Raw genomic sequence first — 13,855 nt, 5'->3', positions numbered from 1 at the left:
ATTCGCTCCGCGTTCCCCGATACCGGTCCCTAACGAACCAGAGCGGCGATTCCTTCCGAAAATAGCTGCGCGTTACAATTATAAACCCAAGATGAACGATTGGCGGCGCAATTCCTGCCGACAATCGTTCATGAAACCCCGCCACCCGTGGAGCCAGCCTTGGTCCGGGCTGTCAAGCTCTTACTGAACCCAGTCGAGCCCGATCTCTTCATAAAGATCGCGGCTGTCGGCCCAGTTTTCCTCGACCTTGACATGAAGGAACAGGTGAACGCGTACGCCGAGCAGCTCTGCCAGTTCCTTGCGCGCGGCTTCGCCGATCACTTTCAGCTTGGAGCCGCCCTTGCCCAGGACGATCGGTCGCTGGCTGTCGCGCGCGATAACGATCTGCTGGTGAATCTCGACCGAGCCGTCGGGCCGGACCTTGTAGCTTTCGGGCCGTACTGCGCTGTCATAGGGCAATTCGTCGTGAAGCTGGCGATAGAGCTGTTCGCGCGTGATCTCGGTGGCCAGCAGGCGCTCCGACGCGTCGGACACCTGATCTTCGGGATAGTGCCAGGGGCCTTCGGGCATCAGCGCACCCAGCCGGGCCTTCAACTCCGCAACGCCATCGCCGGTCAGCGCCGAGATGAAGAACACTTCGTCGAATCCGCCGGCGGCGCTCAGTTCCTGTGCAGCGACCAGCAAGGGCTCCTTGGCGGTGGAATCGACTTTGTTGAGCACGAGAATGCGCCGTTCGGGCCGCGTGGCCAGCGTCGTCAGAATCGGTTCGAGATATTCGCGACGCTTCTTGCGCGCATCGACCACCAGGACAATCGCATCGGCGGCCTCGGCGCCGCCCCAGGCGGCATGGACCATCGCGCGATCGAGCCTGCGGCGTGGCTCGAACAGGCCGGGCGTGTCGACCAGCATGATCTGTGCCGGGCCTTCGAGCGCAATGCCCATCAGCCGGGCGCGCGTGGTCTGCGCCTTGTTCGAGACAATCGCGACCTTTTGGCCGACGAGCGCGTTGACCAGCGTTGATTTGCCCGCGTTGGGCGCGCCGATGATCGCGACAAGACCGCAATGCGGCGCAGCGGTCGGTTCGGAGGAGGGGGGCGTGTTGGTGATGTCGGTTCCGGTCATGCAAAAGTCTTCATGAAATCGCGGGCGGCGGCTGTTTCCGCCTCCTGCTTGCTCGATCCGCGCGCGGTGCATTCGCCGACGCCCGCCACTTTGACCGATACGATGAAAGTGGCGGCGTGGTCGGGGCCTTCGCGCGCGGCCAGGGTGTAGACGGGCGGCTTGCGGCGATTGCCGGCGGCCCATTCCTGCAAGGCCGCCTTGGGATGTTTGCGCTGTCCGGCGCCGGAGGCCATCGGCGCGGCCCAGGCGCGCCGCACGAAGTCGCGCGCATCGTCAAAGCCGCGCTCGATGAACAGAGCGCCGATCAGCGCCTCCATGACATCGCCGAGGATATTGTCGCTTTGCGCGCCGCCGTCGTCGCGCGCCTGCTTGCCCAGTCGGATATGCGGCGCGATGCCCAGCGCGCGCGCAACATCGGCGCAGGTTTCACGGCTGACCAGCGCATTGAGCCGCTGCGACAGCTTTCCTTCGCTGGCGTCGGTATCGGTATAGAGCCAATCGGCAATCGCCAGACCCAGAACCCGATCGCCGAGAAACTCAAGCCTTTGATAATCGCGCGCTTCGCCCAGAGAGCCGTGCGTCAGCGCTTCGCGCCAAAGATCCTCGCGGCCCGGATCCTCGCGACCGGAATCATCACGACCGAAATCATCACGACCGAAATCATCACGACCGGGCGCGTCGCCGAACAGCTCCAACAGGAACTGCCGCGTGCCGGGCTCGATCGGCGCGCTCAGAACAGGCCTCCGATGCGGTTCCACCGCGCCGCCGTGAACCAGGTCCAGGGCAGGAACCAGTTGGCGCCGCCATCGGTCGACCACATCACGATCGTGGCGCGCCCGACCAGGTTTTCCTGCGGCACGAGACCGATGCCGCCGCCTTCCATGGCGGGGAAACGGCTGTCCATCGAATTGTCGCGATTGTCGCCCATCAGAAACAGGCGGTCGGCCGGGATGGTCACCGGCACTGTGTCATCCTGCGGGCGATAGCCGAGGTCGAGCACGTTGTAGCTCTTGCCCTCCGGCAGCGTTTCCTTGAACTGCGGATAATGACAGGTCGGCGTACCGTCTTTTTCGAGCACTTCGAATTCGGGCGAAACGCAATTGGTGTTGGGCGAAATGCGGATGACGAAATCCGCTTGGCGCACTTTGGGCACCGCCATGCCGTTGATGAACAGCACGCCGCCCTTCATCTGGATGGTATCGCCCGGCAGCCCGATCACGCGCTTGATATAATCGACATCGTTGCCCGGGGGCGCCTTGAAGATCACCACGTCGCCACGGGCCGGCTGATGCGGCAGGATCCGTCCGGGGATCAGCGGCAGGCTGAACGGCATCGAATATTTCGAAAAGCCATAGGGCCATTTTGCCGCGAGCAGATAATCGCCGTTTTCGAGCCGTGGCAGCATCGATTCCGACGGAATGTTGAAGGGCGAAAAGATGAAGCTGCGGAAAATGCCGACGATCAGGATCAGCTTGATCAGGAAGACGAAGAAATTTTCGTCTTCTTTCTTGGGCTTGTCGAGCGTTTCGCCGCGTGCAATCTTTGCCGCGATCGCGGCGACGGGGTCAGCCGAGGAATCGCGAGCGGGCTTGGTCGCAGCGCCTTCCGGGCTCTGTTCGGGCTTATCGTTCATCGTCGCGGTCATGTTGGGCCGGTTGCGTTCCGTCAAGCGTGTTCATCAGGGAAAATGCGATAGACGTTCCCTAAAGCGACACCGTCGCCACGCATAGCAATGCGCAAGGCGTTGATCGAGCCATGCCAACGCTTGGCGGAAAAGCCGAGGTCGGGCACAAGACACCGCAATCCACCTGGCGCGAAATTTGGAGTTCATGATGACCGATGCCCCCGCGGCGCTCTGGAATGCGCTTGAGACGCTCGAATTTCCGACGCTTGGCGCGCTGTTTGCCGTGCCGGGGCGGCTCGATCGCTATTGCACGACGCTCGACCTGCCCGGCGGGCCGATTCGGTTTGACTGGTCCAAGACGCATCTGTTCCCCGCCGCCGAAGCGATCCTGGCGCGTCTGGCCGAGGCGCAGGGCCTTGCCGAAAAACGCCGCCAGCTGATCGAAGGCGAAGCCATCAACAATACCGAAGGCCGCGCTGCCGAACATACCGCCCAGCGCGGCGTGGGCGCGCCGGCCAGCGTGGTCGAGGCCGAAGCGCTGCACGAACGCATGCAAGGGCTGGTCGAAGCGATCCATGAAGGGCTGTTCGGCGAAGTGCGCTCGCTGATCCACATCGGCATCGGCGGGTCGGCGCTCGGACCGGCGCTGGCGATCGACGCCCTGACTCGCGACGGCGCGCGCGTTGCCGTTCATGTCGTGTCGAATATCGACGGCTGCGCGCTCGAAGCGGCATTCCGGGGCTGCGATCCGGCAACGACGATGATCGCGGTAGCCTCCAAGACGTTTACCACCACCGAAACGATGACCAACGCCGCTTCGGCGCTCGACTGGCTGCGCGAAGGCGGGGTTGACGATCCCTATGGCCGCGTCGTCGCGCTGACCGCTTCGCCCGAAAAGGCCGTCGAATGGGGCGTCGATGATACCCGCGTGCTGCCGTTTTCCGAAAGCGTCGGCGGGCGCTATTCGCTGTGGTCGTCGATCGGCTTTCCCATCGCGCTGGCGATCGGCTTTGAAGGGTTTGCCGAATTCCTCGCCGGAGCGGCGGCGATCGATCACCATTTCATCGAGGCCCCGATCGACAGCAATGTCGTCGTGCGCGCCGCCTTTGCCGACCTTCTCTATACGCAGGCGTTCAAGTGCCAGACCCGCGCGGTCTTTGCCTATGACGAACGCCTCGCGCTTTTTCCCGACTATCTGCAACAGCTCGAAATGGAATCGAACGGCAAACGCGTGACCGCCGATGGGCAGCCGCTGACCCGGCCGAGCGCGCCCGTCACATGGGGCGGCGTGGGCACCGATGCGCAACATGCGGTGTTTCAGCTGCTGCATCAGGGGACGCATATGATCCCGGTCGATTTTCTGGCGATCAAGATCCCCGGCCACGATCTCGATCCCCTGCACCATCAGATCCTGTTGTCGAACTGCTTTGCGCAAGGCGCGGCGCTGATGGCGGGCAAGGCTTCCGACGACGGCGCGCGCGCCTATCCCGGCAATCGCCCTTCGGCAACGTTCCTCGCCGAAGATCTCAATCCGGCCACGCTCGGCGCGCTGATCGCGTTTCACGAACATCGCACGTTCGTTTCGGCGGCGCTGCTGGGGATCAACCCGTTCGATCAGTTCGGCGTGGAACTGGGCAAGGCGATCGCCAAACAGATCGATGCGGGCGACGGCGAAGGCTTTGACCCGTCAACCGAAGCGCTGCTCGCAGCGGCGGGTCTGCGGGGCTAGAAAATCGCGCAGGACACGCCATATCGTGCGCTTCCATTTTTACAGGACCAACCCATGCCGCAATCCGCGTTCGACTATGACCTGTTCGTGATCGGCGCGGGCTCGGGCGGGGTGCGCGCGAGCCGCATTGCCGCCGGGCATGGCGCGCGGGTTGCGGTGGCGGAGGAATTCCGCATCGGCGGGACATGCGTCATCCGGGGTTGCGTCCCCAAAAAGCTGTTGGTCTATGCCTCGCAGTTTGCCGATGATCTGGGGCACGCGGCAGACTATGGCTGGACTGTCGAAGGCGCGCGATTTGACTGGCCGAAATTGCGCGACGCCGTTGCGCGCGATGTCGATCGGCTCAACGCCGCCTATACCCGCACGCTTGAATCCAACAAAGTCACGCATTTCCTCGATCGCGCCGAGATTGTCGGCCCCAACAGCGTGCGGCTGAAAGCGTCGGGCGAGACGGTGACTGCCGCCAAAATCCTCATCGCGACGGGTGCCTGGCCGGTCATGCCCGAATTTCCCGGCGCCGAGCATTGCATCACGTCGAACGAGGTGTTTCATCTGGAAACGTTGCCGGCCAGGGTGGTGATTGCCGGCGCGGGCTATATCGCGATGGAATTCGCGGGAATTTTCAACGCGCTCGGCTGCGCCGTGACCGTGGTCAACCGCAGCGACACGATCTTGCGCGGCTATGACATCGATTTGCGCGAACGCCTGCTGGCGATCACCCGCGCGCGCGGGATCGCCTATCGCTTCGACGCCCCGTTTGACCGCGTCGAAAAAGGCGAAGACAGCAGCCTGCTTGTCCATGTCACCGACGGGGGCGCGCCGATTGCCGCCGATGTCGTGCTCGTCGCCACCGGGCGCCGACCCAATACCGCCGGGCTGGGGCTGGAAAACGCCGGAATTGCGCTTGGCACGCGCGGCGAAATCCCGGTCGATGCCGACGGGCGCACGTCATGCCCCAGTGTGTTTGCCGTGGGTGATGTGACCGACCGGGTGCAATTGACTCCGATCGCGATCCGCGAAGGCCATGCCTTTTCCGACACCCAATTCGGCGGCAAACCCGGCGCCGTGTCCTACGAAGCGATCCCGAGCGCGGTATTTTCGCAGCCGCCGCTGGCATCCGTCGGCCCGACCGAAGCCGAAGCCCGCGCAACGCACGGCGACATCAGGATCTTCACCAGCGATTTCCGCCCGATGAAGAATATTTTCAGCGAGCGCATCGAACGCGGCTTCTACAAGCTTGTCGTCGATGCCGCGACCGATCGCGTTCTGGGTATTCACATGATCGGCCCCGACGCCCCCGAAGTGCTTCAGGCGGCGGCGATCGCGGTCAAGGCCGGGCTGACCAAGGCCGATTTCGATGCGACTGTCGCGCTGCACCCCTCGATGGCCGAAGAACTCGTGCTGATGCGCTGATTCCCCATGCCGTCAATTCCGTTGCACATAGCAACTGAATGGGTATTGTTGGCGCGATAATGACACGAACAGGGGAAATCGATGCAGTTCGCGGGCAAAGTGGCGCTTGTTACCGGCGGGACCGACGGCATCGGGCGGCAAATCGCGCTGCAATTGCAAGCTCTGGGCGCGCAGGTGATCGTGACCGGGCGCGACCCCGATCGGCTTTCGCGCGCGCGCAGCGAAGGGATGGAAACGATCTGTGCCGATCTGACCGGGTCCGCTGGGGTCGACGCGGTCCTGCAGACGCTCTCGGGACGGACGATCGACGTACTGGTCAACAATGCAGGCATGGGGGCGGCGCATGATTTCCGCGCAGGCATGCCCGATCCGGCCGATGACGAGCGCACGCTCTGGCTCAATGTCCATGCGCCGATCCGGTTGATCGTCGGCCTGATGACGGCATTGCAGGCCCGGCCCGAGGCGATGATCGTCAACGTCACCTCGGGGCTCGCCATCGCGCCGAGCGCGGGAGCGCCGGTCTATTGTGCGTCCAAGGCGGCGATGCGCAGCTATACCCAGTCGTTGCGCGCGCAGCTCAAGGCGACGCGCGTTCACGTGCTCGAAGCGTTGCCGCCGCTGGTCGATACGGCGATGACCAGTGAGCGCGGCGGGCGCAAACTCTCGGCGCAGGAATGCGCGCGCCAGATCGTGGCGGCGATGCGCGCCAATGCCGATGAAGCCAATGTCGGCATGGTGCGTGCTCTGAAAGCGATCAATCAGGTCGCGCCCTGGGCGGTACGGCGGATCATGATCGGATTCTAAAAAACAACAGAGGGGGAAGGGGGCAACATGACGGGCACGGTCCTGGTCACCGGGGGCAGCGGCTATATCGCCGGATTCCTGATACAACAGGCGCTGGCCGAAGGCTGGCAAGTGCGCACCACACTGCGCAATCCGGCGCGCGAGGTGCGCTTGCGCGGCCTGTTGGGCGGCACTGCCGACAGCCTGCGTTTTTTCACGGCGGATCTGACCGCCGATGCCGGTTGGGCCGAAGCGATGGCCGGGTGCAGCCATGTCGCGCATGTCGCCTCGCCATTCAGCACCAACGCCCCCGATCACGAGGATGACTTGATCGTACCGGCCCGCGAAGGCGTGCTGCGTGCGCTTCGCTTTGCGCGCGAGGCGGGCGTTACGCGGTTTGTTCAGACATCGTCGGTTGCCGCGATCGCTTATGGCCATGGGAAAGGCGTACACCGGTTTACCGAGACCGACTGGACCAATCTGGCGGGCAACGATGTCTATGCCTATGTCAAATCCAAGACGATTGCCGAACGCGCCGCGCGCGACTGGATTACGGCTGAGGGCGGGGCAATGGAATTCGTCTCGATCAACCCGGCGGCCGTGCTCGGGCCGGTATGGAGCGATGATTTTTCCGCCTCGATCGAGGTCGTGCGGCAATTGCTGGGCGGGCTGCTGCCCGGATGCCCCGATCTCGGCTTTGGCATTGTCGACGTGCGCGATGTTGCCGATCTGCATCTGCGCGCGCTGACTGCGCCGGGAATTGCGGGCGAGCGGTTCATCGCTTCGGGCCCGTTCATGAAGCTGGTCGATGTGGCGCGCGTGCTCAAGACGCGGCTGCCGGACCATGCGCGCAAAGTCCCGATGCGGCGCCTGCCCGATTGGCTGGTGCGGTTTTCGGCACGGTTTAACCCGATGATCCGCCAGATCACCGGCGAACTGGGCAATGTGCGCGATGTCGACGCCGGCCATGCGCTCAAAGTGCTGGGCTGGAAAACGCGCCCGGCGGAACAATCGATCGTCGATTGCGCGCTCAGCCTGATCGACCGGGGGATCGTTCGCGTCTAGATTCCGGCATACCACTGGTAATCGTGGGCATCTTCCCAGAAGCCGCCTTTGCCGCCGTGAAGTCCTGACAAGCTTTCGACCGCTTCGATGCGCATGACGTATTTTGCGTGTTTGTAGCCCAACTGCCGCTCGACGCGCAGGCGCAGCGGCGCGCCGTGGCCGATGGGCAGCGGCGCCCGGTTCATGGCGTAGGCCAGGATCGTCTGGGGATGGAATGCGTCGACCAGATCGATGCTTTCGTAATAGGGTTTGCCGGCCAGGCTGTCGGCGCAGTGAAACACGATATAGCGCGCGCGGGTACTCAGCCCGGCGCGGCGCAGCAGCAGGCCCAGCGGCACCCCGGTCCATTCGGCAATCGCGCTCCACCCTTCGACGCAATCATGCCGGGTGATCTGCGTACGCGACGGCGCCGCGCGCAAGGCACCGAGCGACAGCGACAACGGCTGCGCAACGAGTCCGTCGACCGCCAGCGTCCAGTCGGCAAATCCGTTTGCCGCATGGCGCATATAATCGGCCGCCGTGACGTGCGTCGAACCATTGACGCGAAACACCGGCGACAGGTCGGCGCGGGTGAATTCGCTCGCCAGCGCCTGCCGATCGCCGATCAGCCAGCGTTGTGCGCTGCGCGAGGCCCTTTCACCCCATGACAGCGTCTCGCGCACGGTGGGCGAGGATGACACGCGATCACACCCGGCGAGCAGCAGGCTGCCACCGCCGACGAGCAGATTGCGCCGGGAAACAAGTCCGGTCATGCCCGATCCTCCGGCACGCGTCTTTCCGGCGGCAGGCGATACCATCCGGTGATCATCGAGCGCAGTTCGTTGATCGGCCCGGCCAGCACGACCATGACAAGGTGAACCATAATGAACGCCGCGAAGGCCCCGGCGCCGAGGAAATGCAGCGATCGCGCCGACTGGCGCCCGTCGAACAGCACCAGCAGCCACGGCCAGGCGGCATCCATCGCCGGCGACATGGCCAGCCCGGTCAGCACCATCAACGGCAGAAATCCGAACAACACGAGCAGATAGGCGATTTTCTGCAAGGGATTGTAATGCCGCGCCGCCTCGCCACGGGGCAGGCGCAGGCGGGCATGCGCCTTGATGTCGCGCCACAGCGATGTCCCGCGCATTTCCTCATGCGAAAGCAGAAGAGTATTCCATAAATGATTGGAAAAAATCATGTAAATGCAGAAAAACACCCAGCCAATGACCAGCACCCAGGCAAAGGCGAAATGCCACAGGCGCGCGGTCGCCAGATCATAGTGCGAAGGAATGGTGATCAGCGGTGGAAAGGCTTCGGCCGTGCCCATCGCATAGCCCAGTACCCCCGTGGTCGGAATCTCCACCCCAAGCAGCGTCACATAACCGGTGGTACCTCGGCTACCGATCTCGAGCCAGGCATGATCGAAATTGGCGCCGTAGGCCCCCCAATAGAGCCGGGGATGCGCGTTGAAGATCATCAGCCCGCTCATCAGCATGACAAAGACCGTCAGCGCATTGGTCCAGTGCCACAGCCGCACGGGCAGGCGCGTGCGATAGATCAAGGCGGGGGGCGGCACGGGATCGGGCATGGTCATCATTCCCCTCTTCGCTGCGCTACGCGATCCGGTTACACTATGCCCTCATTGGGGTGATTGGGAAAGCTCGTGCAGGGTAAAGTGCCGGGCCTGTGCTTCTCGCCGCGTTCGTGCCATCACGGGCAAGGCGCTCTGCATCAAAGCACGCGCGATCCACCCGATCTTGCGGGCGTTACTGACGACGGTACGGCTGTCCCACGCCTTGCTGCCGCGCCGTTCGACTTGTCGGGCAATGTCGCCATAAATCCCCGCTGCGGCAAGGATCGCCCAGCGCTGGCGCCAGCCGAGCCGACGCGCCCCGATCCGTGCCGAGCTTTCGTGCGCCGCCGCAAGTCGGCAAAGGCGCCGGGCCAGCCCCGCGAGCGCGTTACGATACGGCGGTTTCAATTCTTCGCCCGGAGGAATATCCGCCTCGGCCAGCCATTCGGCGGGCAGGTAACAGCGTTGCGCCGCGTTATCTTCGGCCAGGTCGCGGGCGATATTGGCCAGTTGAAACGCCAGACCCAGGTCGCATGCACGTTCGAGCGTCTCGTTATCGTCCGGATCGACCCCCATGACCACCGCCATCATCACGCCGACCGCGCCCGCGACATGCCAGCAATAGCGCATCAGGTCAGCCTCGGAGCGCGGGTGCCATTCCATGGCATCGAGCGCAAAGCCCGCTATCACCGCGTCGGCCATCGCTTGCGTCAGCCCGGTTTCGGCGGCGACTACGCCAAGGCAGGCAAACGCGGCATCGTCGGTATCCTCGCCGCGCAGCGCCCGGCTCGTGAGCGCACGAACTTGCTCCAGTCGTACCGTGACGTCACTGCTGTCACCCAGTTTGCCGCCAAGATCCTGCCCGTCGATCAGGTCGTCGCAACGCCGGCACCAGGCATAAAGCAGCCAGACGCGTTCGCGCGTGACGCGATCGAACAGACGGCTGGCGGCGGCGAAACTTTTCGAACCTTCGGCGATCATCGCCGCCGCCAGCGTTACAAGATGGGCTCGCCGAGCGTTGGCGCCGGGCGTCACGTTACAGGTCCGATGCTTTCATCCCAAAGATCGGGACATGGGGCTCGTGCCCGGTCATGCGCGCCAACAGAAGGTCGAGATCGGGCTCTGCCATGATGATCCCGGCGTGCGATTGCCGCACGAATCCGGTGGCGACCATGTGATGATTGAACGCCAGCAAATGATCGAAAAAGCCGAAGGCGTTGAGCAGGCCCACCGGCTTGGCATGATAGCCGAGCTGCGACCAACTGACCGCTTCCCACAATTCATCCATCGTGCCGACCCCGCCGGGCAGAGTCAGAAATCCATCGGACAAGTCGACAAAGGCGCGCTTGCGCTCGTGCATGCCCGTTACCACACGCAGATCGGTGCAGCCCGGATTGGCGATTTCCGCAATGGCCAGCGCCTCGGGAATCACGCCGATGACTTCGCCCCCGGCATCGAGCGCGCCTTGTGCGACTGCCCCCATCAATCCCCGCATTCCGCCGCCATAGACGACGCCGATGTTACGCGTTGCGAGCGTTTGGCCGACCTCGCGCGCCAGCGCAACATAACGTTCATCGGCGGGTGTGGCCGATCCGCAATAGACCGCAATCCGTTTCAAGCAAGATCCTCCACCATCAGCCGTGCGGTCGCCTTGGCACTGCCGACGACGCCGGGAATGCCCGCCCCGGGATGGGTGCCGGCACCGACCAGATACAGGTTCGAGATGGCATCGTCACGGTTATGCGCGCGGAAAAATGCGCTTTGTGTCAGGAGCGGTTCGAGGCTGAAGGCACTGCCCAGATGCGCGGCAAGATCGTGACTGAAATCGGCCGGCGTATAGTGGAATTTCGTTACGATACGGCTGTGAATGTCGGGAATGAGGCGACGGCCGACTTCGTCGAGCACGCGTTTTTCAAGGATCGGGCCGATCTCGTCCCAATCCAGCGGCAGCTTGCCCATATTGGCCACCGGAACGAGCGCGTAGAACGTGCTCATCCCTTCGGGCGCCATGCCTGGATCGGTCACCGTCGGGTGATGCAGATAGATCGAGAAATCCTGCGGCAGCACGCCATATTTGTAGATGTCGTCGAGCAGGCCTTTGTAGCGCGGTCCGAACAGGATCATGTGGTGCGCGATCCCCGGCCAGGTGCCGGTGATGCCGAAATGGACGACAAACAGGCTCGGCGAGAAACGCTTTTTTACGAGCGATTTGGCATGGCGCTTCGCATAGGCGTTGTCGCCCAGCAGGTCGCGATAGGAATGGACGAGATCCGCATTCGAGGCGACCGCGTCGAAATTGGCCTGCCAACCGCTCTGCGTGATTACCCCGGTCACGCGATTGCCCAGCGTCTCGATCCGCGAAACCGGATCGCCCAGGCGCACTTCGCCGCCGATCCGTTCGAAATGACGCACCATGCCCGCGATCAGGCGATTGGTGCCCCCTTTGGCCCACCACACGCCGCCGTCCTTTTCGAGCTTGTGGATCAGCGCATAGATCGCACTGGTGGTCATCGGATTGCCGCCGACCAGCAGCGAATGAAAACTGAACGCTTCGCGCAGCTTTTCGCTTTCGATGAATTTCGACACCATCGCGTAGACCGAGCGCCATGCCTGATAGCGCGCGAGCGCAGGCGCTGCCTTGATCATGCTGGCGAAATCGAGAAACGGCACTGCGCCGAGCTTGACATAGCCCTCGCGGTAGACACCTGCGGAATATTCGAGGAATTCCTCATAACCCGCTACATCTCTTGGGCTTATTTTTGCAATTTCGGCGCGCAACGCGGTATCGTCGTTGGAATAGTCGAAATTGGTCCCGTCGGGCCAGTTGAGCCGATAGAATGGCATCACCGGCATCAATTCGACATCTTCGGACAGGCGATGTCCGGTCAGCGCCCACAGTTCTTCGAGGCAGGGCGGATCGGTGATCACGGTCGGCCCGGCGTCGAAGGTAAATCCGTCGCGTTCCCAGAAATAGGCGCGCCCACCCGGCTTGTCGCGCGCCTCGACCAAGGTTGTGGCGATTCCGGCCGATTGCAGGCGGATGGCGAGCGCCAGTCCGCCGATCCCGGCTCCGATGACACATGCCCGTTTCATCGTCGCGATTTCCTTACTATGGCCCGGCTTGCGCTCAGGGCCGATGTTTTACCCGATGTCATGAAATTCCGCCCGACACCTGATCGAGTTGGCCCTGATCGAGTTGGTTTGCCCGCGCACCAAGGCCGGTCAACACGCCCAGCGCGGCGCCGATCGGCACCGGAGGACGCCCGGCCAGAATGCGCGCCTTGTCGGCCAGCGAGGATTGTCCGGCATAGAACCGCTCGATCAGACGTCGGTCCAGTCGGTAAAACCGCTGCAACACGCGATAGCGATCTGCGGGCTGTGCCGCAGCAAACAGCATGGCGCTCAGCATGCGATAGTACCAGCCTTTATTCCAATGGCTTCGGCCATACTGTTCACAGAATGTCGAGATGTCATCGGTGCCCAGGCCGGGCCATCGCGCCAGCGCCACGGCAAAGCGCAGGCCATCGGGCAGTGAATAGCTGGTCAGCGGATGAAACAGCCCGGCGCGCGTGCCCGCCAGCGCGGCGCGATGGCCCGCCGCGCCGCGCAAGCGGTCGAAATCCCCACCGGCCACGACCGGCAGGACGCCCTGTTCTTCGGCCACGACGCCCAGCACCTCCCAGCCCATGGCGCGCGCATAGGCGGCAATCCGCTGGGCCAGTAGATCGCGGTCGAGCGCCGGATCGTCGGCGTAATAGGTGTCTTCGACAAAGACTTCGTCGCTGGCAAACGGCAGGCAATAGACAAAGCGATAGCCGTCATGTTGCGCAACGGTTGCATCCATCACGATCGGCCGGGCCAATCGATGCGGTCGCGCCAATTTCAGACGTTGTCCGAGAAACTTTTGCCAACCACCTGTAATAGATGGCAAATCATGAATGCCCCGTGCATCGATCACAGCGCCTGCGGCAAATTCCCGACCATCGGCAAGCGTCACACCGGTCGGCGTGCAGGCAACCACGTGCGCGCCTGTCACCAAGGCCTGTGCGGGCAGGGCCTGGCGCAGCACCCGATCGAGCCGATGCGACGTCGTCGCGCGATAGGGTGTGACCAACGTCCGGACATAGTCGGGAAAGCGGACATCATAGCCTGCCCATGCCGCATCGACCAACGGCGCAACGAGTTCTTCGCCATCGGCGGACAGATCGGTCGCAAAAAACGACCAGACATGGTTGCCGCCCAGCGCCGCGTCACGTTCGAACACCATGACGGACAAGTCAGGTCGCCAGCGGGCAAGCGCCAGCGCGACGAGACCGCCTGCCAGTCCGCCGCCGAGGATCGCGATGTCAGCCTGTGTTGCGCCCATGGCAACGGGGGTTAGGGGCAAGCCCGCGCGCGTGCAACAAACCCTTTCGGGACAGACGGAGAAAAGCGGGCCTTTGCCGGGTCAGCCCAATCCTTGCAATGCACCCCGGCAATGTATTGCGAATTTCGGTTGCAATTTGAGATGTATCAAGGTTTGCTGGCTCCATTGAAGCAACCCTGAAGGCATGGAGAACCGGGC

The 13,855-nt window shown here is 63.3% G+C and carries 13 protein-coding genes; 4 read left to right on the top strand and 9 right to left on the bottom strand.

Annotated elements, in window-relative coordinates:
* Nucleotides 1-180: 180 nt before the first annotated feature.
* The 3 genes from era to lepB are packed head-to-tail and all read right to left on the bottom strand — an operon-like array spanning nucleotide 181 to nucleotide 2,755.
* On the bottom strand, nucleotides 181-1,122 hold the full coding sequence (gene era, locus AQZ50_RS09345) for a GTPase Era (RefSeq protein ID WP_067745805.1): 942 nt from the start codon (nucleotides 1,120-1,122) through the stop codon (nucleotides 181-183).
* Nucleotides 1,119-1,880 (bottom strand): ribonuclease III, encoded by a 762-nt coding sequence (gene rnc, locus AQZ50_RS09340; protein WP_082703532.1) that lies wholly within the window; start codon nucleotides 1,878-1,880, stop codon nucleotides 1,119-1,121. The genes era and rnc overlap by 4 nt, the downstream gene beginning before the upstream one ends.
* Entirely contained in the window at nucleotides 1,853-2,755 is a 903-nt protein-coding gene (gene lepB, locus AQZ50_RS09335) for a signal peptidase I (RefSeq protein WP_231730189.1), read from the bottom strand. Before lepB ends, rnc begins: the two co-directional genes overlap by 28 nt.
* Nucleotides 2,756-2,954: 199 nt before the next feature.
* Between lepB and pgi the strand changes: the two genes are divergently transcribed.
* From pgi to AQZ50_RS09315, 4 genes are all read left to right on the top strand, one after another.
* Nucleotides 2,955-4,475 (top strand): glucose-6-phosphate isomerase, encoded by a 1,521-nt coding sequence (gene pgi / locus AQZ50_RS09330; RefSeq protein ID WP_067745927.1) that lies wholly within the window; start codon nucleotides 2,955-2,957, stop codon nucleotides 4,473-4,475.
* A gap of 54 nt (nucleotides 4,476-4,529) precedes the next feature.
* Nucleotides 4,530-5,888, top strand: a complete 1,359-nt coding sequence (gorA, locus tag AQZ50_RS09325) for a glutathione-disulfide reductase (protein ID WP_067745802.1) — start codon at nucleotides 4,530-4,532, stop codon at nucleotides 5,886-5,888.
* Between the two features lie 81 nt (nucleotides 5,889-5,969).
* Entirely contained in the window at nucleotides 5,970-6,692 is a 723-nt protein-coding gene (locus tag AQZ50_RS09320) for an SDR family oxidoreductase (RefSeq protein ID WP_067745801.1), read from the top strand.
* Between the two features lie 27 nt (nucleotides 6,693-6,719).
* A complete protein-coding gene (locus AQZ50_RS09315; RefSeq protein ID WP_067745799.1) occupies nucleotides 6,720-7,736 on the top strand; it encodes an SDR family oxidoreductase in 1,017 nt (338 codons plus the stop codon).
* On the opposite strand, the gene AQZ50_RS09310 is transcribed toward AQZ50_RS09315, so the two are convergent.
* The 6 genes from AQZ50_RS09310 to crtY are packed head-to-tail and all read right to left on the bottom strand — an operon-like array spanning nucleotide 7,733 to nucleotide 13,678.
* Entirely contained in the window at nucleotides 7,733-8,488 is a 756-nt protein-coding gene (locus AQZ50_RS09310; protein WP_067745797.1) for a molybdopterin-dependent oxidoreductase, read from the bottom strand. The genes AQZ50_RS09315 and AQZ50_RS09310 overlap by 4 nt on opposite strands.
* Nucleotides 8,485-9,312 (bottom strand): cytochrome b/b6 domain-containing protein, encoded by an 828-nt coding sequence (locus tag AQZ50_RS09305; protein WP_067745925.1) that lies wholly within the window; start codon nucleotides 9,310-9,312, stop codon nucleotides 8,485-8,487. The genes AQZ50_RS09310 and AQZ50_RS09305 overlap by 4 nt, the downstream gene beginning before the upstream one ends.
* Before the next feature lie 45 nt (nucleotides 9,313-9,357).
* Complete coding sequence (locus tag AQZ50_RS09300; protein ID WP_067745923.1) at nucleotides 9,358-10,272, bottom strand: phytoene/squalene synthase family protein; 915 nt, start codon at nucleotides 10,270-10,272, stop codon at nucleotides 9,358-9,360.
* A 55-nt stretch (nucleotides 10,273-10,327) separates the two neighbouring features.
* Nucleotides 10,328-10,909, bottom strand: a complete 582-nt coding sequence (locus AQZ50_RS09295; protein ID WP_067745795.1) for an LOG family protein — start codon at nucleotides 10,907-10,909, stop codon at nucleotides 10,328-10,330.
* Nucleotides 10,906-12,384 carry a phytoene desaturase gene (locus AQZ50_RS09290; RefSeq protein WP_067745793.1) on the bottom strand — a complete coding sequence of 493 codons (1,479 nt, stop codon included), beginning with the start codon at nucleotides 12,382-12,384 and terminating at the stop codon, nucleotides 10,906-10,908. The genes AQZ50_RS09295 and AQZ50_RS09290 overlap by 4 nt, the downstream gene beginning before the upstream one ends.
* Before the next feature lie 58 nt (nucleotides 12,385-12,442).
* A complete protein-coding gene (crtY, locus tag AQZ50_RS09285; RefSeq protein WP_369801404.1) occupies nucleotides 12,443-13,678 on the bottom strand; it encodes a lycopene beta-cyclase CrtY in 1,236 nt (411 codons plus the stop codon).
* Nucleotides 13,679-13,855: the final 177 nt, after the last annotated feature.

This window comes from Novosphingobium sp. Fuku2-ISO-50, from assembly GCF_001519055.1.
Classification (GTDB): Bacteria; Pseudomonadota; Alphaproteobacteria; order Sphingomonadales; family Sphingomonadaceae; genus Novosphingobium.
The sequence above is the reverse complement of the archived record's forward strand: the minus strand, read 5'-3'. Positions and strand labels throughout refer to the sequence as shown.

Bases quoted from the DNA above. Each gene is read 5' to 3' on its own strand.
- gorA (WP_067745802.1), top strand. From the start codon at position 4,530: ATGCCGCAATCCGCGTTCGACTATGACCTGTTCGTGATCGGCGCGGGC.
- era (WP_067745805.1), bottom strand. From the start codon at position 1,122: ATGACCGGAACCGACATCACCAACACGCCCCCCTCCTCCGAACCGACC.
- AQZ50_RS09300 (WP_067745923.1), bottom strand. From the start codon at position 10,272: ATGATCGCCGAAGGTTCGAAAAGTTTCGCCGCCGCCAGCCGTCTGTTC.
- AQZ50_RS09315 (WP_067745799.1), top strand. From the start codon at position 6,720: ATGACGGGCACGGTCCTGGTCACCGGGGGCAGCGGCTATATCGCCGGA.
- lepB (WP_231730189.1), bottom strand. From the start codon at position 2,755: ATGAACGATAAGCCCGAACAGAGCCCGGAAGGCGCTGCGACCAAGCCC.
- AQZ50_RS09310 (WP_067745797.1), bottom strand. From the start codon at position 8,488: ATGACCGGACTTGTTTCCCGGCGCAATCTGCTCGTCGGCGGTGGCAGC.
- AQZ50_RS09290 (WP_067745793.1), bottom strand. From the start codon at position 12,384: ATGAAACGGGCATGTGTCATCGGAGCCGGGATCGGCGGACTGGCGCTC.
- AQZ50_RS09320 (WP_067745801.1), top strand. From the start codon at position 5,970: ATGCAGTTCGCGGGCAAAGTGGCGCTTGTTACCGGCGGGACCGACGGC.
- AQZ50_RS09305 (WP_067745925.1), bottom strand. From the start codon at position 9,312: ATGACCATGCCCGATCCCGTGCCGCCCCCCGCCTTGATCTATCGCACG.
- pgi (WP_067745927.1), top strand. From the start codon at position 2,955: ATGACCGATGCCCCCGCGGCGCTCTGGAATGCGCTTGAGACGCTCGAA.